This is a genomic window from Glycomyces sp. MUSA5-2 (genome assembly GCF_037034145.1).
In the GTDB taxonomy this organism is placed as follows: Bacteria; Actinomycetota; Actinomycetes; order Mycobacteriales; family Micromonosporaceae; genus Glycomyces; species Glycomyces artemisiae.
Genome location: NZ_JBAGKG010000002.1, coordinates 282,078 through 307,988 on the forward strand (window position 1 = coordinate 282,078; position 25,911 = coordinate 307,988).

The following is a 25,911-nucleotide window of genomic DNA, read 5'->3' on the forward strand; positions in this document are numbered from 1 at the left end:
TTGCGCCGCAACGGAATCGGACTAAACGACAGGAACGGCGAAGATCTTCGCGGCGTCGTCCACCGACAGGCGCAGGGTCTTCGTCGCGGAGGTCACCGCGACCTGCCCCTCCTGGCGGTCCACCGCGATCTCGGCGCCCGGGTCCACGCCCGCCTCGTGCAGCGCGTTCAGCAGGTCCGGGTGGGTCTGCGCCGACTCGCACAGGCGCGTCACGCGCACCTTCGCGCCCGCGGAGACCACGCTCATGGGCCGCTCGTCGGCCTCGTGCGCGTCGGACGGCGCGTTCGCGTCCAGCTCGCCCAGGCCGGGGATCGTGTTCCCGTACGGCGACCGGGTGGGGTGCTTGAGCAGCTCGTACACGCGCTTCTCGACGGTGTCGCTCATGACGTGCTCCCACTTGCACGCCTCGTCGTGCGCCTCGGTGTAGGACATCCCGATGACGTCGACCAGGAGCCGCTCGGCGAGCCGGTGCTTGCGCATCACCGCGACCGCCTGGCGGCGGCCCTCCTCGGTGAGCTCCAGGTGCCGGTCGCTCTTCACGTTCAGCAGGCCGTGGCGCTGCATCCGGCCGACGGTCTGCGAGACCGTCGGACCGCTCTGCTCCAGCCGCTCGGCGATCCGGGCGCGCAGCGCAGGGACGCCCTCCTCCTCCAGTTCGAGGATGGTGCGCAGGTACATCTCGGTGGTGTCGACGAGGTCCGTGGTCACAGCTTCGTTCCTTCACTCTGTCCGCCCGCAGGGCACCGGGCGGGGTGGGTCAAGTAGCCGCCAGACCCCCTGTCTGCACCAATGGTATACGGCGATCAGGCCACATAGTCGGCGAGCCGACCCGCGTAGTCGGGCTGGCGGAGGCGGTGCAGCGCGTTCTTCTCGATCTGGCGGACCCGCTCGCGGGAGAGACCGAAGTCCGCGGAGACCTCTTCGAGGGTGCGCTGGCGCCCGTCGTCGATGCCGAAACGCAGGCGGAGGACGGTTTGTTCCCGCTCGGGGAGGGAGGCGAGGACGTTCGCGATGTGGCGGCGCAGCAGCGCGTAGGAGACCGCGTCGTCGCCGGCGTTCTCGCGCGGCAGGTGCGCGACCAGGTCGCCGAGGGCCGTGGAGTCGTCCTCGCCGACGGTCTGGTCGAGGCTCACCGGCTCGCGGTCGTAGGACATGAGCTCCAGGACCTTGCCCGGGGTCGTGTCGAGCTCGCGGGCGATCTCCTCGTAGCGGGGCTCGCGGCCCAGCTCGGCCATGAGGTCCTGGCGCACCCGGTTCATCCGCTTGATCTGGTCCACCGTGTGGGCGGGCACCCGGATCGTGCGGGACTGGTCGGTGACGGCCCGGTTGATGGCCTGGCGGATCCACCACGTGGCGTACGTGGAGAACTTGTAGCCCTTCTGGTAGTCGAACTTCTCGACCGCGCGGATCAGGCCCAGGTTCCCCTCCTGGATCAGGTCCAGCAGGCTCATCCCGGCGCCGGAGTAGCGCTTCGCCACGGACACGACCAGGCGCAGGTTCGACTCCAGCATCCGCTGCTTGGCGGCGCGGCCGTCGGCGGCGACGCGGGCCAGGTCGCTGCGCAGGTCGGGGTCGGTGGTCTCGGAGATGCGGCACTCGGCCATGAGGCCGGCCTCGATGGCCTTCGCGCACTCGACCTCCTCGCACGCGGTGAGGAGGCGGTGCTTGCCGATGCCGTTGAGATAGGCGCGCACGGGGTCGCCGGAGTACTCGGTCGCGCGCTGCGCCGGTCGCTGGGCCGGTCGCTGACGGATGCTGTCGACAGGTGCCATCGGTTTCGCCTTTCGCTGCAATCCCCCCGTGCGGGAGGGGCCCCGCACCGCGCCCGGCGGGCACCGGGCTGAGGAGTACCAGCTTGCAGCGGATTTCGAGCGTTGCGATCCCCCGGCTCGAAGGGTGGCACGAACCCGGGAGACACGATCAGATATTCGGCTTCGGGGCCTGCCAGCGATACCTGATGGCCACCATCCGTACAACGAAGATCGTCGCGATGGCGATCAGCATGAGCGTCCAGTGCCCGATCTGCGACTCCCATCGCGCGCCCACCGACACGATGATCGCGCCGATCACCGCGGCCATCGCGTAGAAGTCCTCGCGCAGGACCGCGGGGATCTCCTGGACGAGCACGTCGCGCAGGATGCCGCCGCCGATACCGGAGAGTACTCCGACGATGCAAGCCGCGTAGACCGCGAAGCCGTAGTCGAGGCCCTTCAGCGTCCCGACCACGGTGAACAGCGCGAGCCCGGCCGCGTCGAGGACCAGCATCGTGGGGCGCATCCGCGACAGCGCGGGGTGGAACCGGAACACGACGAGCGACGCGAGGACGGCGACGAGGGGGTACCGCCAGTCGGTGAGCACCAGGGGCTTGGCGTCGATGAGGATGTCGCGCACGGCGCCGCCGCCGAGCGCGCACAGCGTCCCGATCACGACCACCCCGAACAGGTCGAGGCGCTTGCCGACCGCGGCGCTCGCGCCGGAGGCGGCGAACACCGCGGTGCCGATGAGCTCCGCGACGAGGCTCAGGCTCGTCGGCTCGAATCCCGAGATTGCAGTGACCACACGTGCGTTATAGCAGGCAGCGCCGCGTCACACCGGTGCTCCGGGGGGAACGCGGGAGCCGCGGTCCGCGCTAGGCCTTCATCTTCTCGTAGATGTCCTTGCACTGCGGGCAGATCGGGAACCGGTCGGGGTCGCGCGAGGGGACCCACATCTTGCCGCACAGGGCCTTCACCGGGACGCCGTCGACCATCGCGGCCATGAGCTTGTCCTTCGGGACGTAGTGCGAGAAGCGCTCCTCGTCGCCGTCCTCGTAGGTGTAGTTCGGCTGGGTCTGGGTCTGCTCTTCGAGCAGGGTGGAACCGCCGCCGTCCAGGCCGCCGGTGCCGGTCTCGGGAAGTCCGCTCACGTTGACTCACTCCTCATCGCGCGGGCAATATCCGTCAATATTGCCACGCGGCGGGCCCTCACTCGGAATCGATCATGGGCCTGTCGGGCGCCTGGAGCGTCTCGGCCCGGCGCTGGCGGTGGAAGAAGCTCCCGGGGCGCTTGACGACCCGGTCGTTCGCCAGGAGCACCGCCAGCCACGGCAGCACCGCCATGCCCGCGACGCCGAACAGCAGCCACAGCCACAGCAGCGGCACGTCGAGCATGACGAGAATGCCGAGGAGGATCACCAGGAACGCGCGGATGGACATCATCACGACATAGCGGATCGTCCGGTACCGGCGCTCCTCTTCAAGGGAGATGGCCGCATCGGTGATGACCGCTGTCTTCTCACGCCGACCCACCCTTCGAGCGTACGCCTGCGCCATAGGGGAGGATCGGGGGCATGAGAGCAGTGGTCCAGACCGTCGCCGAGGCCGAAGTCACCGTCGACGGCGCGAGCGTCGGCAGGATCGGGGAAGGGCTCCTCGTCCTCGTCGGCGTCACCCATACGGATGGAGACGACGAGGCGCGCTGGATCGCCGAGAAGATCTGGAGCCTCCGCATCATGGAGGGCGAGCGGTCCGCGTCCGACAACGAGGCGCCGATCCTGCTCGTCAGCCAGTTCACGCTCTACGCCGACACGCGCAAGGGCCGCCGCCCGTCCTGGAACGCCGCGGCCCCCGGGCCGGTGGCCGAACCCCTGGTGGAAGCCGTCGCGGCCCGCCTCCGCGCGCTCGGCGCGCACGTCGAGACCGGGAAGTTCGGGGCGATGATGCGCGTCTCCAGCGTCAACGTGGGCCCCAACACCATCCTCCTGGAGCGCTGAACGTGACCGTCCCGATGTACGGCTGGCAAGCGGGCGCCGGGACGGCCGCCGCGGCCTAGAATCATCCGGGTCCGTCGTCCACCGGAAGGAGCCCGCATGATCCCGGCCGCCCCACCCGAGTCGCTTCCGTCGCTTCGGGTCTGGCAGCGCAAGGCGATGGTGTCGTACCACCGGGGTCAGTCGCGGGACTTCCTCGCCGTCGCCACCCCGGGCGCCGGGAAGACCACGTTCGCCCTGCGCATCGCCTACGACCTGCTCGCCGACGGCACCGTCGACACGGTCACGGTGGTCTGCCCGACCGAGCACCTGAAGGTCCAGTGGTCGGGCGCGGCGGCGCGGTTCGGCATCCAGCTCGACCCGGCGTTCCGCAACTCCGACGTCCATAGTGCCACCGACTACCACGGCGTGGTCCTCACCTACGCGCAGATCGGCGCGGACCCGGCCGTGCACCGGCGGCGCACGCTCGCCCGCCGCACGCTCGTGATCCTCGACGAGATCCACCACGCGGGCGACGCCCGCTCGTGGGGCGACGGCGTCAAGACCGCGTTCGAGGAGGCCGAGCGGCGCCTGGCGCTCACCGGCACCCCGTTCCGCAGCGACGACAACCCGATCCCGTTCGTGGAGTACGAGGAGTACGACGACGGCGCGAAGCGCTCGCGCGCCGACTCCCTCTACGGCTACCGGGACGCGCTCGCCGACGGCGTGGTCCGCCCCGTCATGTTCATGGCCTACTCCGGCCAGGCGAAGTGGCGCACGAGTGCGGGCGACGAGCTCGCCGTGCGCCTGGGGGAGCCGCTCACGAAGGACCTCACCAGCCAGGCGTGGCGCACCGCGCTCGATCCGGAGGGGGAGTGGATCTCGCAGGTGATCCGGGCCGCCGACCGGCGCCTGTCGTCGCTGCGGGCCGCGGGCATCCCGGACGCGGGCGGCCTCATCATCGCCTCGGACCAGAACTCGGCCCGCGCGTATGCGGGCATCCTGAAGCGGGTCACCGGCAAGAGCGCCACGATCGTGCTGTCGGACGACGCGGGCTCCTCGGAGAAGATCGCGAAGTTCGCGGTGTCCGATCAGGAGTGGCTGGTGGCGGTGCGCATGGTGTCGGAGGGCGTGGACATCCCGCGCCTGGCGGTCGGCGTGTACGCGACGAACGCGCACACCCCGCTGTACTTCGCGCAGGCGATCGGCCGCTTCGTGCGGTCGCGGCGCCCGGGGGAGACCGCGTCGGTGTTCCTGCCGAGCGTGGTGCCGCTGCTGAGCCTCGCGGAGAACCTGGAGCAGGACCGCGACCACGTGATCAAGCCGAAGTCCGAGGACCAGGACCCGGAGCTGCTGCTGGAGCAGGCGCAGCGGGTCCTCAACGAGGGCACCGAACTCGGCGGGCAGCGCGAGACCCTGGAGTCGAGCGCGGAGCTCGACCAGGTGATCTTCGACGGCGGCTCGTTCGGCCTGCCGGTGCAGTCGGGGAGCCACGAGGAGCAGGAGTACCTGGGCCTGCCGGGGCTCCTGACGCCCGAGCAGATCCACCTGCTGCTCCAGAAGCGGCAGCGCGAGCAGATGTCGAAGCAGGGCGGCGGCGCGCGCACGGAGGTCGCCGAGCGCCAGACGGCCGAGCCGCCGATGACGAACGCGCAGCGGCGGTTGAAGCTGCGCAAGCAGTTGAACGCGCTGGTGGGCGCCCGCTCGTTCGCGACGAACGAGCCGCACGGGAAGATCCACGCGACGCTGCGCTCCAAGTGCGGCGGCCCGCCGAGCGCGCAGGCGACCATCGAGCAGCTGGAGGAGCGGATCGCGGAGATCCGTTCGTGGTAGCGAAGCGGGCGATCAGGTCCGGGCGGCGCAGCCGGGAGGCGCAGCCGCTCCTGGTGACTCGATAGCCCGGAGACGAGGCAGGGCCCGAGCGGATTTCCGCTCGGGCCCTTGAAGTCTCGTGAGGCGCTAGTTCTCCGAGGCCATGAGGTCGGTGCCGCGCCACTCGAATTCGGGGTCGGCGGTGAAGTCGATGGCGATCGGGACGAGCTTCTCGGCGAACTGGTTCGCGTGGTGGCCGCAGAAGACGAGGTCGCCGCCTTCGGCCAGGGTCACGCGAAGCTTTGCCGCGGCGCTACACCGATCGCAGCGCTCGCCCGCGATCGGACGTTCCTCCGTCTGGGGCGGGGGCGTCAGGGTGGATGTCATACCAGGTCCTCCGCTGCGTTCGGTCGTTGTGCGATCTGCACAACGCGGGTGTTCTGTCAGCCGGTTGACCGGCTCGTTCCGTTCAACGCCTGCACTGTACTACCCCTTCCCGACAAGTTCCGACTGAGACTCGGCTCACTCGCTCTTGCGGTCGCGATAGTTGTTCCACACCGTAGCCCACCTAGCGGCGATCGACAACCCGGCGCGTTGTTCAGGTACCCACCCGTTCGGGTGATACACACCAGGTCCGGGCCTCGCGGCGGCGGCCGGTTCGCCTGCGGCGTTTGCCGACAGCGAACGCGGTGCCGCTAATCGAGGTAGTCGCGGAGCACCTGCGAGCGCGACGGGTGTCGCAATTTGGACATCGTCTTGGACTCGATCTGGCGGATCCGCTCGCGCGTGACGCCGTAGACCTGACCGATCTCGTCCAGGGTCCGCGGCTGGCCGTCGGTGAGGCCGAAGCGGAGCCGCACGACGCCGGCCTCGCGCTCGGAGAGCGTCTGGAGCACCTGCTGGAGCTGGCCCTGGAGGAGCGAGAAGGAGACGGCGTCGACGGCCACGATGGCCTCGGAGTCCTCGATGAAGTCGCCGAGCTGGCTGTCGCCCTCGTCGCCGATGGTCTGGTCCAGCGAGATCGGCTCGCGGGCGTACTGCTGGATCTCCAGGACCTTCTCCGGGGAGATGTCCATCTCCTTGGCGAGCTCGTCGGGGCTCGGCTCGCGGCCGAGGTCCTGGAGCAGCTCGCGCTGGATGCGGCCGAGCTTGTTGATGACCTCGACCATGTGGACCGGTATGCGGATGGTCCGCGCCTGGTCGGCCATGGCCCGGGTGATCGCCTGGCGGATCCACCACGTGGCGTACGTGGAGAACTTGTAGCCCTTGGTGTAGTCGAACTTCTCGACGGCGCGGATGAGGCCGAGGTTCCCCTCCTGGATGAGGTCCAGGAACGCCATGCCGCGGCCGGTGTAGCGCTTCGCGAGCGAGACGACGAGGCGGAGGTTCGCTTCGAGGAGGTGGTCCTTGGCGCGGTCGCCGTCGCGGACGATCCATTCGAGGTCGCGGCGCATCTGCGTCGGGATCTCGCCGCCGGCCTCCTTGAGCTGCTTGATGCGCTCGACGGCGTACAGGCCGGCCTCGATGCGCTTGGCGAGCTCGACCTCCTGGGCCGCGTTGAGGAGCGGGACCTTGCCGATCTGCTTGAGGTAGGCGCGGACGGAGTCGGCCGAGGCCGTCATCTCGGCGTCCTTGCGGGCCTGCTTCAGGGCTTCGGAGTCCTCCTCGTCCCACTCGAAGCCGTCTTCCTCGTCGTCGTCCTCGTCGTCCTTCTTGGACTTGCGGGACGTCGCCTTCTTCGCGGCCTTCTTGCGGGACGCCTTCTTCGCGGGGGCCGCGGCGGCGGCCTCGGCCAGCGCGTCGTCGTCCTCGGCCGCGGCGGCCAGCTCGGCCTCGTCGGGCTCCTCGTCGCCGGAGGGGGCCTTCGCGGGGACGGCCTTCTTGGCCGTCTTCTTCGCGGCGGCCTTCTTCGCGGTCTTCTTGGCGGCCTTCTTGACCGGGGCCTCGGCCTCGTCGGTCTCGGCGGCGGGGGCGGCCTTCTTCGCGGCCGTCTTCTTCACCGCGGTCTTCTTGGCGGCCTTGGCCGTCGTGGTCCGGGAGGAGGTGGCGGTGCGGGCGGCGGGCACCCGCTTGCGGGTGGAGGAGGAGCCGTCCACGACCACGGTGACGTCGGCCTCGGCGAGCGCGCGGAGGACCTTCTTGCCTTCGGCGGGGGAGGCCGACGCCGACTCCAGAACCTGGGCGACCGTCGCGGACGTCAGCTGCCCGTTGCTCTCTCGGGCCAGAGCGAGCAGCGAGTCGGTCAGGGAATTGACGTCTGTGCCGGTGGGACGTGCGTCAGTCACGAGCAACCTTCCGAGGCAATGGCGGGCACGGCGCAGCCGGGCTCCATAGCGGGTGAGCATTGGATATTGGGTCGGCAGCCCAGGTCGGCACAACGACCGGGCAGGCGTGAATTGTAGCGCCGAAATTCGCCTGCGGCCCGTCCGTGATGCCGTTTCGAGCTGTGTTTCCGCATTTTCAGTGAGGGCGTCGGGGGTGACGGCCGCCTATTCTACCGTGCAGGTGCCCTCCGGCGCCTCGATGCCGCCGCTCTGCGCGAACGACTGGCGCGCGTCGGAGGCCGACCTGACCTCGCGGAAGTCGCTCCCGAGGGTGATCGTGATCGGCTGGTCCCAGTCGAGCGCGAAACCGTCCCGGCCCTGGTAGAAGTACGCGTACGTGTGCAGTCCGGCGGCGTACTGCTCGGGCCCGTACTGGACCAGCGCGGTGCCGTCGTACTCCTCGGGGGCGTCGCCGGTGTCGACCACGACGAAGCCGCGGTCTTCGAGCTGGGAGGCGGCCTGCTCGGCGAGGCCGGACTGGTCGGTCCCGTTGAGGACGACCACTTCGATCTCGGAGGGGTCGGGGATCGGCGCGGTCTTGATCTCGACGGCGCCGGGCTCGCAGTCGCTGCTCGCGGAGAGCTGCGAGTCGTTCCTGATGGCCCAGAGCGTTGCCAGTCCAGCGACCAGCGCCAATGCGCACAGCACGATCAAAGCGCGGATACGAGCGATACGCACGGTTGCCTCCCCGAGTGTTCAACACCAGCAGTTCATCTTCTGGCACCTAGACGATCCGACGTCCCGCAAACGTTGCCATGGAGAGGCTATCGTGCGCGGGTCGTCTTCGTGGGCGAGAGGCGGTACACTCGCAGCCCTCCTAAAGAAAGTGTTTCTCGCCACAACAGGGATGAAAAAGCGGGGGGCATCGTGTATAGGAATGGACTGCACGCGGTAAGGTACGCCGCCTGCACGGAGGAACCGAACCCGCCGAACCCGAGCCGAGCCGCCGTGTACCCGAGCACGACGGCGGCACCCCGAGCCCGGATCCGGTGCCACGATTGCAAAACCAATGGGAGTGGAAAACGATGGCAACCGACTACGACGCCCCCCGCCGGGACAAGGAAGAGAGCGCCGGGCCCGACGGCATCGAGGCCCTTGCGAAGGGCCGCACCGATCAATCGGGGTCGGTCGATGTCGATGAAGCCGAGGTCGCCGAGAACTTCGAGCTGCCCGGCGCCGACCTCGGCGACGAGGAGCTCTCGGTGAAGGTCCTGCCCATGCAGCAGGACGAGTTCCGCTGCTCCTCGTGCTTCCTGGTCCACCACCGGAGCCAGTTCGCCAAGGAGAAGAACGGGCAGCCGATCTGCAAGGACTGCGCGTAAGCGCGAAGATCGACCCCTCGGAAAGCGCACGGCCTGCGGGAGCGTTCCGCGGGCCGTCTCGCTTGTCCGGGAGGGCCCGTTCACCTCGCGTTCAGACTGCGGCCGACTCCGGCGCCAGCATCGCGTCGCGCAGGCGCTCAGGACGGCGCGAGGACACGATCCAGTACGGGGTCGGGTCCTCCGGGTCGTCCAGGACGATCCGCACGCCCCGGTTCAGCCACGGCCGCTGCACCGCGAACGCCAGCGGGTGCTGGGCCACGCCCAGCGCGTCGGAGTACGCGACGGGCTCCAGCACCTCGACCGAGGCCACGGCCGACATCGGCAGCCGCGCGTCGTCCACGTGCAGCCACACCTCGCCGGACTCCTCGACCACCCGCACCGGGAGCCGCCCCAGCCACCAGGCCCCGACCAGGGGCGCGACCAGCACGACCGCGCTGGCGGCCACGCGCCACCAGCGCAGGTCGCCCATGTTCGACAGGGCCGCGGCGATCACCGCCAGCGCCAGGACGGCGAGCCAGCCCGCCACCGGGAGGCTCATGCGCTCGGCGTACCGTTCCCCACTCCTCATGTCTGAGACCATATCCCCGCCCCCTCGGCGACGCGTATCCACCGTGAGACGACACTCAAGGTGGAAGCCGGGGCGGAGCCGTAAATGTGCGCAGCCGGACCCGTGACGCGGCGTGCGGCGCGAGTGAGAGGAACCCGATGACCGCGGAAGTCCCGGTCGCCATCCGGCGGCTCGACCCCGACCTGCCCGTCCCCGCCTACGCCCACGAGGGCGACGCGGGCGCCGACCTGTACGCCGCGGAGGGCGTGGAGCTGAAGCCCGGGGAGCGCGCGCTCGTGGGCACCGGTGTGGCCGTGGCGATCCCCGATGGGCACGTGGGGTACACGAACCCGCGGTCGGGGCTCGCGCACCGCCTCGGCGTGACCATCGTCAACGCGCCCGGCACGATCGACTCCGGCTACCGCGGTGAGATCAAGATCAACCTCGTGAACCTCGACCCCGAGCGGACCGCCGTCATCGAACGCGGCGACCGTGTCGCACAATTGGTTGTCCAACCGGTGGTGCGAGCCCGCTTCACCGAAGTCGACGAGTTCGCGCCCACGGCGCGCGGCACGGGCGGCCACGGATCCACCGGCGGGCACCGCCGACTTGCAGAGGAGAGCGAACGTGTTTAAACGGCGACGGGGGTCGAAGAAGCAGCGCCCCGCTGAGGGCGCGGTCCTCGACTCGCTGGCCGAGAGCGGCGACACCTACGAGCGTGAGGCCACCGAGGGCCCCTACGACGTCGCCGACGCCCCCGAGGACGAGATCCGGCGCATCGACCTGGGAGCGATCCGACTGCCCGTCCCCAAGGGCGTGGGCTTCCAGGCGCAGACCGACGCCAAGGGCAACATCAGCCAGGTCCTGCTCACCACGGGCGCGTCCGCGCTCCAGCTCCTCGTGCGCGCCGCCCCCCGCTCCGAGGGCATCTGGCCCGAGATCCGCGAGGAGCTCGCGGCCACCGTCAAGGGCCAGGGCGGGGAGACCGAGGAGGTCGAGGGCCGCTGGGGCACCGAGCTCATCGCGAAGGTCGCCACGAAGAAGGGCGTGAACTCGGTGCGCTTCTGCGGCGTCGACGGCCCCCGCTGGTTCGTGCAGGCCACGTTCCAGGGGCAGCGCGCCCTCGACGAGGACGCCGCGCCCGAGCTCGACGAGGCCCTCACGAAGCTCGTCATCGACCGCGGGAGCATCGCCATGCCGGTGCGCGAGCCGCTGCCGCTGAAGCTCCCGCCGAAGATGGCCGAGGAGGCCGCCGCCCGCATCGCGCAGCGCAAGGCCGAGGGCGGCGACGGGTCGCGCGCGATCATCGCCGCCGGGGACACCCCGCGGCCGCAGGTGCGCCGCAAGCCCTCGCCCCGCCCGAAGCGGTAGTGGACGCCGCCCCCGCGCGGAGCGGCCTGCGCGGCTGGTTCAGGCGCTTGGCCGTCCCGCACCAGGAGCTGTTCGCCGCCGAGGTCCGCCGCGAGACCGACCCGGACGCGGTCCCGCTCGCGGACCTGGAGGCGCGGCAGCTGGCCGTCGTCGCCGGGCGCCTGCGGGCCGTCGTGCACCGCACCGACGGCCGCTCGCCGTCCGTGGAGGCGGAACTCTACGACGGCACCGGTCAGGTCGCATTGGTCTGGATGGGCCGACGGCGTATCGTGGGCTTGGAGGCCGGGACCAGGCTCGTCGCACGCGGACGGGTCGGCCGGCTGGGCGACGGACGCCTCGCGATCTACAACCCGACCTACGAGCTGCGCCCCTGAGCGCGGACCGTCCCGATCTGGAAGGCCCGCTTTGAGCACCGAGACGCCGAGCCGCAAAACGGACGCCGAGACCCGCGACGGGGCCGACCCGGACGAGCTCCCGCCGTTCACCGAGCAGCTCTCGCAGCAGCTCGGCGGCGTCAAGGGCGTCGTCGAGGCCGCCGTCCCGATCACCCTGTTCGTGGTCCTCAACCCGCTCCTGCCCGAGCAGATGGGGCCGCTCAGCGGCCTCCAGTGGGCGATCATCCTCTCCGCGGCGAGCGCGCTGGGCATCGCGACCTGGCGGGCGCTGCGCAAGGAGTCGATCCGCCACGCGCTCAACGGGCTCTTCGGGATCGCGCTCGGCGCGTTCCTGGCGTGGCGCTCCGAGGACGCCCGGAACTTCTACCTCCCCGGGATCATCCAGGGCGCGGTCTACGGGGTCCTGCTCATCGTCTCGGCGCTGGTGCGCCACCCGGTGATCGGGTGGATCTACGCGGTCGTGGCGCAGGGCGGCAAGAAGGAGTGGCGGCAGAACAAACCGCTCGTGGACGTGCTCAGCCGCATCACGATCCTGTGGGGGATCGTCTTCCTCGTCAAGAACGCGGTCCGGGTGTGGCTGTACTGGATCGACGCGGAGAACGCGCTGGGCCTGGTGACGCTGTTCGGCGGCTGGCCGGTGACGATCGCGCTGACGGCGTTCACGATCTGGGCGGTGCGCCGCCACATGAAGGCCGTGGAGGCCGCGGGCGCCGCGTCCCCCAACGCGGCCTAGAGACGTGCGCAGAACGGCCCGGAGCGGACGCTCCGGGCCGTTCTCAGTGTCCGCCTAGGTCGGGAAGCACTCGAACTCCGGTGCGCTCGTGAGCGATCCGGAGACGTTGAACCCGAACTCGACGGTGCCGTTCAAGGCGACCGCCGCGTTCCAGGAGACCGGGGACGCCATCTCGACGCCGCCCATGGTGCTGTGCTCGGCGTTCCACATCTGGCTGACCGTCACGCCCGACGACGGCCAGGTCCAGTGGAGCATCCAGTTGTGCATGGCCTGCGTGCCGGTGTTCTTGACCTTCACGCTGACCGTGGCGCCCGAGCCCCACGAGTTGACGGTGGCCGACGCGGAGCACGCGTACCCGGCGGCCGGGCCGCCGGTCGTGGGCTCCTCGGTGGGCTCGCCGCTCGTGGGGCCGCCGGTCGGCTCGCCCGTGGTGGGCCCGCCGGTGGGCTCCTCGGGCTGGCCGTCGCCGAACCACACGTCGGAGCACGAGTAGAACGACTGGTCGAAGTGGCTGGCCTGCCAGATCATGAAGACCACGTGGTGGCCCGAGCGGCCGGGCGCCGAGACCGGGATGTCGACGAGCGTGCCGCCGCCGCTGGGCGGGGTGCGCCCGACGCCCGGGTCGATGTCGCCGGTGTCGGCGAGCAGTTCGAGGTCGGCCCAGTCGAGCGCGTCCGTCTCGGCGTCGTAGCCCTGCTTCGTGACGTAGATCCGGTAGTAGTCGGCCCCGTGGTTGGCCTGGTCCCAGTTGGTGAACGTGAAGTTGCTGTTCACCTGGGTGGTCTTCCAGGGTCCGGGGTCGTCGAGGGGGGCGTACCGGGTGCCGCCCGTCAGGCCGCCGGAGCAGAGGTGGTTGTCGGGCAGGGCCGCCTGGTGGTTGCCGCCCACCTGCTCGCGGTAGAGGCCGTTCCAGTTCCACATGGCGTTGGGGTCGTTCTGCCAGGCGGCCCAGCACATCGGGTCCTCCTGCGCCATGTCCGGGTTCTGGAAGTCCGAGCCCCACCGCTCCCAGCAGCTGTAGTGCCGCGAGGAGGGGCCGATGGCGGTGCCGTGGCTGGAGGCGGGCTGGACGAACAGGACCGCGGCGGTCCCGGCCGCGAACAGCGCGGCGATGAGGACGATGAGGCTGCGCAGCCGTGTGCCGCTGACGCCTCGTCTTCGGAAGTTGAGCATGATAGCGCTCCCAAAATATAGGAACATTGAGAACTTTCAATGTAACGTGGGCGCGGACCGGAAGTAAACCCCACCAGGGGGAATTTCGTCGGCTCGTGCGGTCAAAAGCGGGACTTGCCGAGCATGACCGCCCGCGTCGCGTCCTCGGCGTCCTCGTGGCACACGAACACCAGCTCGTCGCCCGCCTCCACGGTGTCGTCGGGCGTGGGCGCGATGACCCGCCGGCCCCGGATGACCGCCACGAGCGCCACGTCGTGCGGCAGCGGCACCTCCGCGACCCGCCGCCCCACGTGCGGGGCGTCGGCGGGCAGCGTGATCTCCACGAGGTTCGCCTGCGACTGGCGGAACGTCAGGAGCCGCACCAGGTCCCCGACGCTCACGGCCTCCTCGACGAGCGCGGCCAGCAGCCGCGGCTTCGAGACCGAGACGTCGACGCCCCACTCCTCGTTGAACAGCCACTCGTTCTCGGCCCGGTTCACGCGCGCGACCACGCGCGGCACCGCGAACTCGGTCTTCGACAGCAGCGACACCACCAGGTTCACCTTGTCGTCGCCGGTCGCCGCCACCGCGACGTCGCACATCTCCAGGTGCGCCTGCCGCAGGTTCTCCAGCTCGCACGCGTCGGCGAGCAGCCACTCCGCGTCCGGGACCCGCTCGGGCCGCATCGAATCGGGGTCCCGTTCGATCAGGAGCACCTGGTGGCCGTTGCCGACCAGCTCCGACGCGATGGACCGGCCCACGTTCCCGGCCCCGGCGATCGCCACCCGCATCACGAACCCCCCTGCGGGGCCGCGCCCGCGATCCGCTTGATGCCCGCCTCGTCGCCGTCGGCGACGAGCATGAACACCTGGTCGCCGTCCTGGAGGACCGTCGACGCGGTCGGCAGCGCCGCCCGCCCGAACCGGTTGATGTACGCGACCCGGTGGCCCGTGGCCTGCTCCAGCGCCGACAGCGCCGTCCCGTACCAGCCCTCGTCGCAGATGACCTCGATGAGCGACAGCGTCGCCGTCGGGTCGCGCCACAGCGCCTCCTGCCCGTCGGGCACGAGGTGGCGCAGCAGCCGGTCGGCCGTCCACCGCACCGTCGCCACCGTCGGGATGCCGAGCCGCTCGTACACGGTGGCCCGCTGCGGGTCGTAGATCCGCGCGATCACCTTCGGGACGCCGTAGTTCTCGCGCGCGACCCGCGCGGCGATGATGTTCGAGTTGTCGCCCGAGGACACCGACACGAACGCGTCCGCGCGCCCGATCCCGGCCTTCGCGAGCACCTCCCGGTCGAACCCGACGCCCCGCACCGTGGTCTCGTCGAAGTCGGGGCCCAGCCGCCGGAACGCCTTCGGGTCCTGGTCGATGATCCCGACCGTGTGCCCGCGCTCGACCAGGCTGCGCGCCAGGGACGAGCCGACGCGCCCGCACCCCATGATGACCACGTGCACCGGCACACCACCCCTCGATCGGACGTGCAGTGACCTTACCGCGCCCGCCAGGGGCGCGCCCCGCTCGCGTCCGGGATGAACATTCCGGAATTCCCGCCCGAACCCTGCAACATCCGGCGCCCGAAAGCGTCTAGACAGTGGACCTCCCACTCTCGCAAAGGAGCACTGATGGCACACCACCCGTCCCTGTCCCGCCGCGCCCTCATCGGCGGCATCGCCGCCGGGGCCGTCGCCGCCGCCGCGACGGCCTCGCCCGCCGCCGCGAAAGGCGGCCGCAAGCCGAAGAAGCTCGTCCCCGGCGACCTCGTCGTCGTCCCCGCCCCCGGCGGGCCCTCCACCGCCGCGGCCGTCGCCCGCGGCACCGCCATCCTGGAGAGCTGGGGCCTGCGCGTCGAGCTCACCGAGCACGCGCTCGACACGTTCGGGTACCTCTCGGCGCCCGACGAGGACCGCCTCGCCGACCTCAACTACGCGCTCGCGCACCCGGAGGCCAAGGCGCTCATGACCGTCCGCGGCGGCTACGGGACCACCCGGATCATCGACGGCGCCGACGTCGAGGCCCTGGAGGACCACCCGAAGCTCGTCATCGGCTACTCCGACATCACCGCGCTGCACTTCGCGGTCGCCGAGCAGACCCGCATCCCCACGCTGCACTCGCCGATGATGGCGTGGTCCTCGAACAACACCGCCGCGACCGCCGAGTCCCTGAAGGCCGCGATCATGACCGCCGACCCGGTGGTCCTCACCCGCGACCCGGCCGAGTCCACCGCGGGCGTCGAGGTCCCCGGGACCGCCTCCGGGAAGCTCCTCGGCGGGAACCTCTCGCTCATGGCCGCCGAGCCGGACCGGTCCAACTGGCCCGACCTCGACGGCGCGATCCTCCTCGTCGAAGAGGTCGAGGAGGCCCGCTACCGGGTCGACAACATGCTCACCCGGATCATCCGCGCCGGGCACTTCGACGGCCTCGCCGGGATCGCGGTCGGCCAGTTCGTGCCGCACCCGCTCGACGAGCACAAGCCCGGCGAGTGGACGATGAACGAGGTCCTGCTCGACAAGCTCGGGGACCTCGGCGTGCCCGTCCTCGGCGGCCTCAAGATCGGCCACGACCTCGACCCGCGCGTCGTGCCCCTCGGTACCGAGGCGGTGCTCGACACCGATGCCGGGACGCTCACTGTCGAAGCGGCCGTGAAGGACTAGCGCGCGCGACCGGGGCCGCGGGGAAACTCGCGGCCCCGGGCCCGGCCGCGGGACGCTACGCTACGGCCGTGACAAGGTCGTGGGCGGTCCTCAAACGGCTGCTGGTGGGCGAGCCGTTCGCCTCCGGGCGCGGATCGTCCCTCGTGCTCTCGAAGCGGTACGCGATCCCGCTGCTCGCGGTCAACCCCATCTCCTCGATCGCGTACGCCCCCGAGCAGGTGTTCCTCGTCCTCGGCGTCGCGGGCACGGCCGCGTACGCGCTGTCGCCGTGGACCGGCCTCGCCGTCGCGGCGGTCATGGTCGCGGTCATCGCCTCCTACCGGTACACCGTGCAGGCCTACCCGGGCGGCGGCGGGGACTACCGGGTCGTCACCGCGAACTTCGGGCCCGGCGCGGGCCGCCTCGCCGCGGCCGCGCTCGTCCTCGACTACATCCTCACCGTCGCCGTCTCGACCGCCGCGGCCGTCGCCGCCCTCGACGCGCTCATGCCGGGACTGCACCCGTGGCGCGAATGGCTCGCCGCCGCCGCGATCGCGCTCCTCGCCGCGTTCAACCTGCGGGGCCTGCGCGTCTCCGGCCGCGTCGCCGCCGCGGTCACCGTCGCGTTCGTCGCCGGGGTCGCCGCGATCGTCCTCACCGGCCTCGCGCGCCTCGCCGCGGGGGAGGACCTGACCTCTTCCGCGCCCGCCCCCGCCGAGGAGGCCGAGTGGACCTCCGCGGCCCTGTTCCTGCTGTGCGCCAGGGCCTTCGCGGCCGGGTCGGTCGCCGTCACCGGCGTCGAGACCTTCACGACCCGCGTGCGCTTCTTCCGGCCCCCGCGCGGGCGCAACGCCGCCGCCGCGATCACCACCGTCGGCGCGGCCACCGTCGCCCTGTTCACCGGCACCGTGGTCCTCGCGTTCCTCGTCCGCGCGCAAGGGCCCGAAGCGCGCGGGTACCCGCTCCTCGCGCAGCTCTCGGACGCCGCCTTCGGCGCCTCGCCCGCCGTGCGGTGGCCCGTCATGCTCGCCACCGCCGGGGTGCTCCTGCTCGCCGCGAACACCGCGTTCGTCGGCTTCCCGCAGCTCGCGTCGGTGTTCGCCGAGGACTCGCTGCTGCCCCGCCAGCTCCACAAGCGCGGCGACCGCCTCGTCTACTCCAACGGCATCCTCATCCTCGCCGTCGCCGCCGCGCTCCTCGTCGTCCTCTACGGCGGCGGCGCGTTCGAGCTCATCGGCCTGTACGTCGTCGGCGTGTTCCTCTCGATGGTCCTGTCGCACGCCGCGATGTCGCGCCACTGGCGGCGCGTCCTCGACGTCGAACGCGACCCGGCCCGCCGCGCCCGCGCCCGCCGGGCCCGCGCCACCGCCGTCGCCGCGGTCCTCGCGTGCGCCGCCGTCCTCGTGATCGTCGCGTTCACGATGTTCCGGCGCGGCGGCTGGATCGCCGTCCTCATCATCGGCGGCTGCTACCTCCTCATGCGCGCCATCAGCCGGCACTACGCGGCCGTGCGCGGCGAGATCGAGCACCCGAAGGGCAAGCCGCAGCTGCCCTCGCGCAGCCACGCGATCGTCCTCGCCTCCAGCGTCAACCTGCCGCTCATGCGGATGCTCTCCTACGCGAAGGCCACCCGCCCCGACACCGTCACGGCCCTCACCGTCAACGTCGACGCCGCCGCGTCCCGCCGCCTCGTCGCCGAATGGGACCGCCGCCGCATCGGCGTGCCCCTCACCGTCCTCGACTCGCCCTACCGCGAGATCACCGGCCCGATCGTCGACTACGTCAAGGCCCGCCGCCGCGACGCCCCCAGGGACGTCGTCACCGTCTACCTCCCCGAGTACGTCGTCGGCCTCGGCCCCCAGAAAGGCCGCCTCTCCCGCGGCTACTTCAACTGGTCGACGAGCCTGCTCCACAACCAGACCACCAAGGCCCTCCACCGCCAGCTCAAGTACGAGCCCGGCGTCATGGTCTGCACCGTGCCGTGGATCCTCGGCGACAGCACCGAGCCGCCGCCGCTGCGCCGCATCCCCAAATAGCGCGTCCCGTATCCTTGCGTGCGGCCCGCCGCGCCCGGCGCGGGCCGGGAGGAAGAAGGACACCATGATCGTCACCGTCGGAGACGTCGCGGCCGGAGGCCACTGCGTGGCCCGCGTGGACGGCGAGGTCTACTTCGTGCGCCACGCCCTCCCCGGCGAGCGCGTCCGCATCGAGATCACCGACCGCAAGAAGCGCTTCGCGTTCGCCGACGCCGTCGAGGTCCTCGACGCCTCCCCCGACCGCGTCGAGCCCCCGTGCCCGTGGGCCGGGCCCGGCAAGTGCGGCGGCTGCGACTTCCAGCACGCCAGCCCCGACGCCCAGCGCCGCCTCAAAGCGAAGGTCCTGTTCGACCAGCTCACCCGCATCGGCGGCATCGACCCGGCCCTCCTCGAAGGCGTCGAGGTCGAGGCCCTTCCGGGCGGGCCCCTCGCATGGCGCACCCGCATGCAGTACGCCGTCGACGAGGACGGCCGCCCGGGGCTCCGCAAGCACAAGTCGCACGAGCTCGTCCACATCGACTGGTGCCGCATCGCCTCCGAGCGCCTCCGCGAAGCCGACGTGCTCGACCGGACCTGGGACGGCATGGGCGCCGTCGGCGTCGTCGAGGCCGACGACGAGCAGCTCGCCGTCTACACCCAGCTGCGCCGCACCGCCCGCCCGCACCACAAGAGCGGCCCCAAGCTCCTCCACCAGACCGTCGGCGACACGACCTTCGAGATCGGCTTCGACGCGTTCTGGCAGGTCCACCCCGCCGCCGCCCCCACGTTCCTGGAGACCGCGCTCGACTTCCTCCAGCCGCGGGAAGGCGAGTCCGCGTGGGACCTGTACGCGGGCGCCGGGCTCTTCGCGAGCGGCCTCGCCGCCGCCGTCGGCGACACCGGCCGCGTCATCGCCGTCGAGAACGCGCCCGCCGCGCGCACCGCCGCGAACCTCGCCGCGTTCAAGAACGCCGGGGCCATCGACGGCGACGTCGCCTCCATCGCCCCCGACCTCGGCTCGGTCGACCTCGTCGTCCTCGACCCGCCCCGCGCCGGGGCCGGGCCCGAGGTCGTCGTGGCGCTCGGCGAGGCCCGGCCGCGCGCGATCTGCTACGTGGCGTGCGACGCGGGCGCGCTGGCGCGGGACGCGAGCGACCTCGCGATCGAAGGCTATGCGCTGACACGCATCCGCGCGTTCGACGCGTTCCCGATGACCCAGCACTTCGAGACGGTCGCCCTCTTCGAGCCGGTCGACTGAGGCGCACAATGGTCGGGTGAGGTAGCCTGTCGCCGCAACGGAACGCACGCCTCGGAGCCGATCGATGACCAACACTCCCACCGGGCCCGGCCCGAACCGCCCGCCGCAGGCCCCCGGTTTCCAGTACCGGCCGCAGGACCCGGGGGAGGTCCAGTACGGGCAGCCGACCGGGCCGGTCCTGCCGCCGCCGCCCACCTGGGGCCAGCGCTGGGGCGTCCTCCCGAAGGACGACCGGCCCAAGCAGGTCACGGTGATCCTCCAGACGCTGTGGATCCACTTGGCCGCCACCGTGGTCGCGACCCTGCTCGGCCTCACCGGCTCCGCGGGTCTGAGCATCGCGCTGGGCATCCTGGCCGCTGCCGTGAACCTCGTCCTCATCTGGGCGGTCGCACGGGAGGCCCTGGGCCGCTTCGGCTCTGACGACCCGCGGCTTCCGATCTATATCGGACTCGGGGCACTGGCCCTCATCGCGCTGTTCCGGGTCTTCAACCCGTTCACGGTGGTCCCCGCGATCCTCCAGATCACGGCCGCGCTGCTGATCCTGGTGCTCGCGTTCACCAAGCCCGTGCGCGCGTGGCTCGACCGCCCCGGCAACCGCCGCAAGGGAACCGACGCCCCGCCGCCCGCGGCCCCGCAGGCCCCGCCGCCGCAGTGGCGCGACCCCGCGGGCCCGGGAGCGCAGGCCCCGTACGGCTACGGCGCCCCGCAGCAGCCGGGGCCCCCGCAGCCCGGCCCGCCGCAGCAGCAGCCGGGCCCGCAGTACAACTGGCCGCAGCAGCCGCGCTGAACCCGCCTGCGGCCCTGCGTCAGTCGCACCCGCACGGGCAGCAGTCGCAGTCGCAGCAGTCGCATCCGTCCCGGCAGCAGCCTTCGCGGCGCTTGCGCGACCACGGGCCCTCGTAGTGCTCCCGGCAGCACATCTGGCAGGTGCAGCACAGGAAGGTGAACGCGCAGAGCCCTGCGAAGAAGTTCCGCCCCTCGGGCCGGTACCGGTCGTGGTCGTAGTAGTCGCGGTCGCGGCGGCGCTCCCGGTAGCGGCGGTACTCGCGCCGCTCGGCGGCCGGGTAGGTCGCGCAGGTCGAGCCGAATGTGCGCGAGACCGCATGGTGCGCATAGCGGTCCAGCAGCAGGCCCGTCATCGTCCGGTCGACCAGCGACGCCGACTCCAGGGCCGCCCGCAGGTCGGCGAGGGCCCCGCGCACCAGCGGTCGCGCGCCCTCGACACCGGTCCCGGTGGCGGCCAACGGGTTCCACGCGCCCTTCGCGGCGTCGTCGTCGAAGTCCTCCGCGGCGTCGAGCAGGTGCGCCAGGCGGCCGAACGCCGCGCCGGCCCTGCGGAACGCCCCGGCGTTCTCGGGCCTGCCGCCGAGGACCGCGGCGTGCGCGAACAGCTCGGCGGTGGCCGTCTCGGTCGGGGCCGTGACCTCGGCGAGTGCGGTCCCGGGCCCGCAGGCGGCTTCGGCCTCGCGCTGGCCCGCGATGGCCGCGACGAGCGGCTCGACGTCCAGGGCGATCGACTCGCCTAGTCCGATCGCTTTGGCGCGCAAGCGGTCCGCGGTCATCCCGGCGAGGCCGCGGGCGCCGGGGCGGGCGGCGATGCCGTTGCCGTCCTCGACGTGGTCGCGCAGCTTCGCGGAGGCGAGCAGGAGCGAGGCGGTCGCGGCCAGCCGCGGGCCGCCGCCGGTGGCGACGGTCTGGCGGCGCATGCCGCGCAGCGCGCACGGCCCGGCGTTGCGGGAGTCGGCCTCGTCGCCGAGCTGGGCCTCCACGAGGACCGACAGCGCGAGCGCGTCGTAGTTGGTGGTGAGGCGGGCGAGGTGCCCGGCGTCGTCGCGCAGTTCGAGGCACAGGCCGCAGAAGTGGCCCATCCAGCGGGGTTTGAGGTCGTCGGGGGTGCGGGACGGGCAGGGGGCGAGCATGCCGAACAACGGGTCTCCTAGCTCGTCGGCAGCGCGCCGGCGGGGCCGGCGGCTGAAGGCGGGTCCTGCCCGGGGATGCTACCGGCTCCCTGCTACGCGAACGGTCCGCGCGTCCCGGGCGGCCGGGCGCACCGCGCCCGGCCGCAACGGGCCTTACCCCAAGGGGGTCAGGTTGTCCGGCATCTCGTCCCAGGTCAGGCGCACGTGCGCGAGGGTCCCGAAGCCGAGGGTGTCGAAGCCGCCGGAGGTGGTGCCGTAGTCGCCACCGCCGCCTTCGGGGCTGTTCGCGCCGCACATGTTGGCCACGTTCGGCATCGCGAAGCCCTTGCGGGAGGTGTAGTGGTGGAACACCATCTCCCACACCGGCCGCACCTGGCCGCGCCCGCCCGAGCCGATGACGGTCTGCTCGCTGTAGGCGCAGTTCTGGCCCGTGCCCCAGCTGTAGGTCGTGTACGGCACGGTGTTGCCGAGGTTGTAGCGCGCCACGTACTCCGCGGCCTTCGCGAACGAGTTGTTGTTGGCGCTGTACAGGTCGATCCCCTGGTTCCAGGCCATCTCCATGAACGTCGCCATGAGCCCGATGCCCATGATCGAGTGCCCCTGGTCGCGCCCGGACTCCTGCCACTGCGCGAGCCCGCCCGAGTACAAGAACGGGATCGCGTTCTCGATGGAGCCGTTGCCCTCGCCGTTCCAGAAGTAGTCGATCGCCTGGTCCCGGATGGCGTTGTCGTCGCAGATGAGGCCGATCGCGAGCTTGGACGCCATGTTGCACAGGTCCCAGTTCGCCCAGTAGTTCGTGATGCACGCGTCGTTGTGGTTGGTGAGGAACGAGTTGTTCATCGGCAGGAAGATGCTCGTCATCATGTCCTGGAACGCGCCCAGGTCGAACCCGGACTGGCCGCGCACGATGTCGGCGGCGCAGCAGAACTGGTAGCCGTAGATGCCCGCCGCGAGGAACCGGTCGGCGTTGCCGGTCACCGTGGTCAGCGTGTTCGACCACGCGTTGAGGATCTCGATCGCCTTGTCGCGGTGGGCGGTCGTTCCGGCAACGCGCCAGCGCAGGGCGTTCTGGTACGCCGCGTGGATGTCGTTGTACAGCTGGGGGTAGTTCTGGCCGTCGCCGCCGCGGATGATCGTGGCGGTGGGCCGGGCGGTCCAGGTGCTCTGGGCGTGGGAGTTCGCGATGAGCTTGTTCCAGCCCGAGAGCCACGGCTCCAGGCCCGCGTTCACTTTGGCCTTCATGCGGTCGAAGTCGGCCTGGGTGTGGAGGAGGCCGGGGTGGACGGCCAGGGCCGAGACGTCCTCAGTGGACGATTCCTGCGCTGCGGCGAGCCCGAGGCCGCCCGCGCCCGCGACGGCGAGGCCGCCTGCGGCGAACGCGCCCTGGATCAGGCGCCGCCGCTTGAGGCTCGGGCCCTGAACCGGGGTTCCGGTCTTGCTGTGGTTGTCGTACGACATGGTGCTCCTATGCGCCATGCGGTGCGCGATGCCGGGGAATGCCACCGCCAACCTGGCGGCCCCCGGTCCTGAGACCGGTTGCCGTGAGCCAGCATAACCGACCCATCAACATATTTCAATACAAACGAACGCTCTGGGACTGTGCCGGTGCGGGACCGGGGATCGGCCGGTCCCGCACCGGAGGCCGCCGCCTGTGGGGGCGGGCGGCCGGGCCGCGTACGGCCGACGCGCGCGTGCGCCGCAGCTGGAGGCGGCTCAGTCCTCGTTCCTGCCGCGGGGCCCCCAATGCCCCGGAGCCGTGGCGCCGCGCGCGGGCACTATGCGATGAGGTCCTTGAACTCGTTGTCCTGGAGCCACGCGGTGACCCCGGCCTGGACGTCGCCGCCGTTCTCGGCGAACACCAGGTTCTCCAGGTCCGCGAGCTGCTCGTCGCTCATCGCGAACGTCTCCAGCGCGCCCGCGACATCCGCGAACTCCTCGCTGAACCCGGTGCGCGCCAGCACGTTGATGGTCTCGGCCTCGCCGAGGGTCGTCTGCGGGTCCGCGAGGTTCTTCAGGTCGTACTTCGCGTACGCCCAGTGCGGCTGCCACAGGGTCACCACGATCGGCTCCTCCGCGGCGATGGCCGAGTCGAGCTCGGTGAGCATCGCCGTCGTCGAAGAGGTCTCCAGCGTCAGGTCGGTGATGCCGTACGTCGGGATCGCGCTGTTCTGCACGGCCTCGGTGAGCCCGGCGCTGGCCTCGATGCCGACGATGCGGCCGCCGAAGAGGTCGGCGTTGGCGTTGAGGTCCTCCAGCGAGTCGACGTCCACATAGGTCGGTACTGCGACGGTGAGCGCGGCGTTCTCGTTCCAGGTGCCGAGCTGCTCCAGCTGGTCCCCGTACGTGTCCATGTAGGTCTGGTGGGTGATCGGCAGCCAGCCGTCGAGGAACACGTCGAGGTCGCCCGAGGACAGGCCTTCGAACAGCGGCCCGACCTCGGTGAACTCCTGCGTGGTGACGGTGTACCCGGCGGATTCGAGGGCCTGGCGCCACAGCTCGGTGGCGACGACGGCCTCGTCCCAGTTGATGTAGCCGATGACGATCTCGCCTTCGCCTTCGGGCAGGCCGAAGTCGACGCCCTCGGCGGCGGCGTCGCCGGGCTCCTCCTCGACGGAGCATCCGGCCAGGACCAGGGAGGCGGTCGCACCGGTGGCGACGGCGCCCTTCATGATCGAACGTCGTTGCATGTCTCCTGCTTTCCGGCGCACGGGCGCGCCTTCCTCTGGGGGCGTTTGGTACTGGGGCGGTTTAACGAGCCGCGAGCCTGGCGGCGCGGGCCACCGGGGTGCGGTCGGACAGGCCCTGCGTGACGCGGTCCAGGAGGATCGCGAGCAGGACCACGGCGAGCCCGGCGTTGAACCCGGCGGCGATGTCGAGGCGGCCGAGCGAGCCGGAGATGACGGCCCCGAGGCCGCCCCCGCCGACGAGGCCCGCAATGACCACCATGGACAGTGCGAGCATGATGACCTGGTTGAGCCCGGCCATGATCGTGGGCAGCGCGAGCGGTAGCTTGATCCGCACGAGGATGCGCGCGGGGGAGGCGCCGAAGGCCTGCCCGGCCTCGACGACCTCGCGGTCGACTTGGCGCAGGCCGAGTTCGGTGAGGCGCACCCCCGGGGGCATCGCGAAGATGATGGTGGCGATGATGCCGGGCACCACGCCGACGCTGAAGAGCATCACCACGGGGATGAGGTACACGAACGCGGGCAGCGTCTGCATGAAGTCCAGGACCGGCCTCGCGATAGCCGAGAACGTGCGGTTCTCGGCGGCGGCGATCCCGAGCGGGATCGCGAGGATGATCGCGATGACGGCGGCGACGAGGACCATCGACAGGGTCTGCATCGTCTGCTCCCAGTACGGGGTCCACGCGACGACGAACATGCCCAGGCCGATCCCGGCGCCGAGCTTCCACCCCTTCGCGGCCCAGGCGGCCGCGGCGAACAGCAGCACCATGACTCCTGAAGGGAGCCACAGCAGTCCGTCGGCGAGGTGCACGTACAGGAACTCCAGCCCGGCGTCGACGGCGTCGAACCCGGCGGCCCACGCGTCCCGCGCCCAGCGGATGAACGTCTCCATCCAGTCGCCGAACGGCATGTCGGGCAGGGGCTTCCAGATGTAGGTCCAGAGCCAGTTGCGGAGGTACTCGATCATGCGGGCTGGGCCTCCTGCTCGGTGTCGCCGACCGCTTCGGGGTCGGGCGCGAGCGACTTGATGATGGACCGGGGCGTGACCACGCCGAGCGGGTCGGCGTTGTCGTCGACGACGAGCAGCGGGGCCTTCGAGTTGAGGACCGGCTCGTACAGCTCGTTCACGGGCACGCCGGACTCGACCTTCGGGAACGCGCTCGTGTCGCGGGTCCCGCACGGCTCCATGACCGCCTCGGCGGTGAGCACGCGGGTGCGGTCGACGTCGGCGGTGAACTCGGCGACGTACTCGTCGGCCGGGTGCATGAGGATCTCCTCGGCGGTGCCGAGCTGCTTGACCTCGCCGTCGCAGATGGCGATCCGGTCGCCGATCCGCATGGCCTCGTTGAGGTCGTGGGTGATGAAGACGATGGTCTTGCCGAGCTTCCCCTGGAGGTCGAGGAGCTGGTCCTGCATCTCCTGGCGGATGAGCGGGTCGAGGGCGCTGAACGCCTCGTCCATGAGCAGGATCTCGGTGTCGGCCGCGAGCGCCCGGGCCAGGCCCACGCGCTGCTTCATGCCGCCCGACAGCTGCGCGGGCAGCTTGTCCTCGTGCCCGGCGAGGCCGACGAGCTCGACGGCCTCCCTCGCGCGCTCCAGGCGCTCGGTCTTGTTCAGGCCCTTGATCTCCAGGCCGAACGCGACGTTCTCGACGACCGTGCGGTGGGGGAGGAGCGCGAAGTGCTGGAACACCATCGAGATCTTCTCGCGGCGCAGGCGGCGCAGCTCCCGGGCCGAGAGCGAGCCGAGCTCGACGCCGTCGATGCGGATCGTCCCGGAGGTGGGCTTGATGAGGCCGTTGAGCATCCGGAGCAGGGTGGACTTCCCCGATCCCGACAGGCCCATGACCACGAAGATCTCACCGGGCTCGATGGCCCAGCCGTGGTCCACGACGGCGGCGGTCACGTTCCTGGCGTTGAGTTCTTCCTTCGGGACTCCGGCCTTGAGTTGGGCGACGGCGCTTTTGGCGCCTTTGCCGAAGACCTTGTACAGGGACTCCACTTCGATCGCTGGCATTGCT

Annotated in this window: 28 protein-coding genes; 11 read left to right on the top strand and 17 right to left on the bottom strand. The window is 71.2% G+C overall.

All coding sequences use genetic code 11. From position 1 onward, the window contains the following. Positions 1-21: 21 nt before the first annotated feature. The 5 genes from WA640_RS07000 to WA640_RS07020 form a co-directional block, all read right to left on the bottom strand. Positions 22-708: a metal-dependent transcriptional regulator gene (locus WA640_RS07000; protein ID WP_335986842.1), complete on the bottom strand. Its 687-nt coding sequence runs from the start codon at positions 706-708 to the stop codon at positions 22-24. A 95-nt stretch (positions 709-803) separates the two neighbouring features. Next, on the bottom strand, positions 804-1,772 hold the full coding sequence (locus WA640_RS07005) for a sigma-70 family RNA polymerase sigma factor (RefSeq protein WP_106364885.1): 969 nt from the start codon (positions 1,770-1,772) through the stop codon (positions 804-806). 148 nt (positions 1,773-1,920) lie between these two features. Continuing rightward, the gene (locus WA640_RS07010) at positions 1,921-2,559 is read right to left on the bottom strand and encodes a trimeric intracellular cation channel family protein (protein WP_245889003.1); all 639 of its coding nucleotides are present in this window, start codon (positions 2,557-2,559) and stop codon (positions 1,921-1,923) included. Between the two features lie 70 nt (positions 2,560-2,629). Further along, the gene (locus WA640_RS07015) at positions 2,630-2,905 is read right to left on the bottom strand and encodes a DUF3039 domain-containing protein (RefSeq protein ID WP_245889002.1); all 276 of its coding nucleotides are present in this window, start codon (positions 2,903-2,905) and stop codon (positions 2,630-2,632) included. A gap of 58 nt (positions 2,906-2,963) precedes the next feature. Further along, positions 2,964-3,287: a DUF3099 domain-containing protein gene (locus WA640_RS07020; RefSeq protein WP_335986845.1), complete on the bottom strand. Its 324-nt coding sequence runs from the start codon at positions 3,285-3,287 to the stop codon at positions 2,964-2,966. Positions 3,288-3,328: 41 nt separating this feature from the next. Between WA640_RS07020 and dtd the strand changes: the two genes are divergently transcribed. Next, positions 3,329-3,751, top strand: coding sequence for a D-aminoacyl-tRNA deacylase (gene dtd / locus WA640_RS07025; RefSeq protein ID WP_335986846.1), 423 nt, complete (start codon positions 3,329-3,331; stop codon positions 3,749-3,751). 96 nt (positions 3,752-3,847) lie between these two features. Then, positions 3,848-5,560, top strand: a complete 1,713-nt coding sequence (locus tag WA640_RS07030) for a DEAD/DEAH box helicase (RefSeq protein WP_335986847.1) — start codon at positions 3,848-3,850, stop codon at positions 5,558-5,560. 126 nt (positions 5,561-5,686) lie between these two features. Here the strand turns inward: WA640_RS07030 and WA640_RS28800 are convergent, their stop codons facing one another. The 3 genes from WA640_RS28800 to WA640_RS07045 form a co-directional block, all read right to left on the bottom strand. After that, the gene (locus tag WA640_RS28800) at positions 5,687-5,926 is read right to left on the bottom strand and encodes a DUF7455 domain-containing protein (protein WP_091053111.1); all 240 of its coding nucleotides are present in this window, start codon (positions 5,924-5,926) and stop codon (positions 5,687-5,689) included. A gap of 308 nt (positions 5,927-6,234) precedes the next feature. Continuing rightward, the gene (locus WA640_RS07040) at positions 6,235-7,824 is read right to left on the bottom strand and encodes an RNA polymerase sigma factor (RefSeq protein ID WP_335986848.1); all 1,590 of its coding nucleotides are present in this window, start codon (positions 7,822-7,824) and stop codon (positions 6,235-6,237) included. A gap of 204 nt (positions 7,825-8,028) precedes the next feature. Then, positions 8,029-8,541 (bottom strand): LytR C-terminal domain-containing protein, encoded by a 513-nt coding sequence (locus WA640_RS07045; RefSeq protein ID WP_106364880.1) that lies wholly within the window; start codon positions 8,539-8,541, stop codon positions 8,029-8,031. Positions 8,542-8,888: 347 nt separating this feature from the next. Between WA640_RS07045 and WA640_RS07050 the strand changes: the two genes are divergently transcribed. Then, positions 8,889-9,185, top strand: a complete 297-nt coding sequence (locus WA640_RS07050) for a DUF4193 domain-containing protein (protein WP_106364879.1) — start codon at positions 8,889-8,891, stop codon at positions 9,183-9,185. Positions 9,186-9,276: 91 nt separating this feature from the next. On the opposite strand, the gene WA640_RS07055 is transcribed toward WA640_RS07050, so the two are convergent. Further along, on the bottom strand, positions 9,277-9,753 hold the full coding sequence (locus WA640_RS07055) for a DUF3093 domain-containing protein (RefSeq protein WP_106364878.1): 477 nt from the start codon (positions 9,751-9,753) through the stop codon (positions 9,277-9,279). 137 nt (positions 9,754-9,890) lie between these two features. On the opposite strand from WA640_RS07055, the gene dut reads away from it, so the two are divergent. Genes dut through WA640_RS07075 form a run of 4 tightly spaced genes read left to right on the top strand, consistent with a single transcriptional unit; the run spans position 9,891 to position 12,231 of the window. Then, a complete protein-coding gene (gene dut, locus WA640_RS07060; protein WP_106364877.1) occupies positions 9,891-10,367 on the top strand; it encodes a dUTP diphosphatase in 477 nt (158 codons plus the stop codon). Continuing rightward, entirely contained in the window at positions 10,360-11,103 is a 744-nt protein-coding gene (locus WA640_RS07065) for a DUF3710 domain-containing protein (protein ID WP_181245815.1), read from the top strand. Before dut ends, WA640_RS07065 begins: the two co-directional genes overlap by 8 nt. Then, entirely contained in the window at positions 11,103-11,477 is a 375-nt protein-coding gene (locus WA640_RS07070) for an OB-fold nucleic acid binding domain-containing protein (RefSeq protein ID WP_106364875.1), read from the top strand. The genes WA640_RS07065 and WA640_RS07070 overlap by 1 nt, the downstream gene beginning before the upstream one ends. Before the next feature lie 31 nt (positions 11,478-11,508). Beyond that, a complete protein-coding gene (locus WA640_RS07075; RefSeq protein ID WP_335986852.1) occupies positions 11,509-12,231 on the top strand; it encodes a DUF3159 domain-containing protein in 723 nt (240 codons plus the stop codon). Positions 12,232-12,285: 54 nt separating this feature from the next. On the opposite strand, the gene WA640_RS07080 is transcribed toward WA640_RS07075, so the two are convergent. The 3 genes from WA640_RS07080 to WA640_RS07090 form a co-directional block, all read right to left on the bottom strand. Then, on the bottom strand, positions 12,286-13,404 hold the full coding sequence (locus WA640_RS07080) for a lytic polysaccharide monooxygenase (protein ID WP_335986853.1): 1,119 nt from the start codon (positions 13,402-13,404) through the stop codon (positions 12,286-12,288). A gap of 101 nt (positions 13,405-13,505) precedes the next feature. Continuing rightward, positions 13,506-14,174, bottom strand: coding sequence for a potassium channel family protein (locus tag WA640_RS07085; RefSeq protein WP_106364872.1), 669 nt, complete (start codon positions 14,172-14,174; stop codon positions 13,506-13,508). Continuing rightward, entirely contained in the window at positions 14,174-14,839 is a 666-nt protein-coding gene (locus WA640_RS07090) for a potassium channel family protein (protein ID WP_106365143.1), read from the bottom strand. Before WA640_RS07090 ends, WA640_RS07085 begins: the two co-directional genes overlap by 1 nt. Before the next feature lie 168 nt (positions 14,840-15,007). Here WA640_RS07090 and WA640_RS07095 point away from each other — a divergent pair, with 168 nt between their 5' ends. The 4 genes from WA640_RS07095 to WA640_RS07110 all read left to right on the top strand — a co-directional run bounded on the left by WA640_RS07095 (position 15,008) and on the right by WA640_RS07110 (position 20,075). Then, complete coding sequence (locus WA640_RS07095) at positions 15,008-16,036, top strand: S66 peptidase family protein (protein WP_106364871.1); 1,029 nt, start codon at positions 15,008-15,010, stop codon at positions 16,034-16,036. Positions 16,037-16,104: 68 nt separating this feature from the next. Beyond that, positions 16,105-18,051 carry an amino acid permease gene (locus tag WA640_RS07100; RefSeq protein WP_335986855.1) on the top strand — a complete coding sequence of 649 codons (1,947 nt, stop codon included), beginning with the start codon at positions 16,105-16,107 and terminating at the stop codon, positions 18,049-18,051. Positions 18,052-18,115: 64 nt separating this feature from the next. Next, positions 18,116-19,288, top strand: coding sequence for a class I SAM-dependent RNA methyltransferase (locus WA640_RS07105; protein ID WP_335986856.1), 1,173 nt, complete (start codon positions 18,116-18,118; stop codon positions 19,286-19,288). Positions 19,289-19,352: 64 nt separating this feature from the next. Continuing rightward, entirely contained in the window at positions 19,353-20,075 is a 723-nt protein-coding gene (locus WA640_RS07110) for a hypothetical protein (RefSeq protein WP_335986857.1), read from the top strand. A 19-nt stretch (positions 20,076-20,094) separates the two neighbouring features. Here WA640_RS07110 and WA640_RS07115 read toward each other — a convergent pair whose 3' ends face one another. The 5 genes from WA640_RS07115 to WA640_RS07135 form a co-directional block, all read right to left on the bottom strand. Next, a complete protein-coding gene (locus WA640_RS07115; protein WP_335987549.1) occupies positions 20,095-21,207 on the bottom strand; it encodes a DUF5685 family protein in 1,113 nt (370 codons plus the stop codon). Positions 21,208-21,360: 153 nt separating this feature from the next. Then, a complete protein-coding gene (locus tag WA640_RS07120) occupies positions 21,361-22,665 on the bottom strand; it encodes an alginate lyase family protein (protein ID WP_335986858.1) in 1,305 nt (434 codons plus the stop codon). Positions 22,666-22,982: 317 nt separating this feature from the next. Then, positions 22,983-23,894, bottom strand: a complete 912-nt coding sequence (locus WA640_RS07125) for a glycine betaine ABC transporter substrate-binding protein (protein WP_335986859.1) — start codon at positions 23,892-23,894, stop codon at positions 22,983-22,985. Between the two features lie 61 nt (positions 23,895-23,955). Next, complete coding sequence (locus WA640_RS07130) at positions 23,956-24,858, bottom strand: ABC transporter permease (protein ID WP_335986860.1); 903 nt, start codon at positions 24,856-24,858, stop codon at positions 23,956-23,958. Beyond that, positions 24,855-25,907: a quaternary amine ABC transporter ATP-binding protein gene (locus WA640_RS07135; protein WP_335986861.1), complete on the bottom strand. Its 1,053-nt coding sequence runs from the start codon at positions 25,905-25,907 to the stop codon at positions 24,855-24,857. Before WA640_RS07135 ends, WA640_RS07130 begins: the two co-directional genes overlap by 4 nt. Positions 25,908-25,911: the final 4 nt, after the last annotated feature.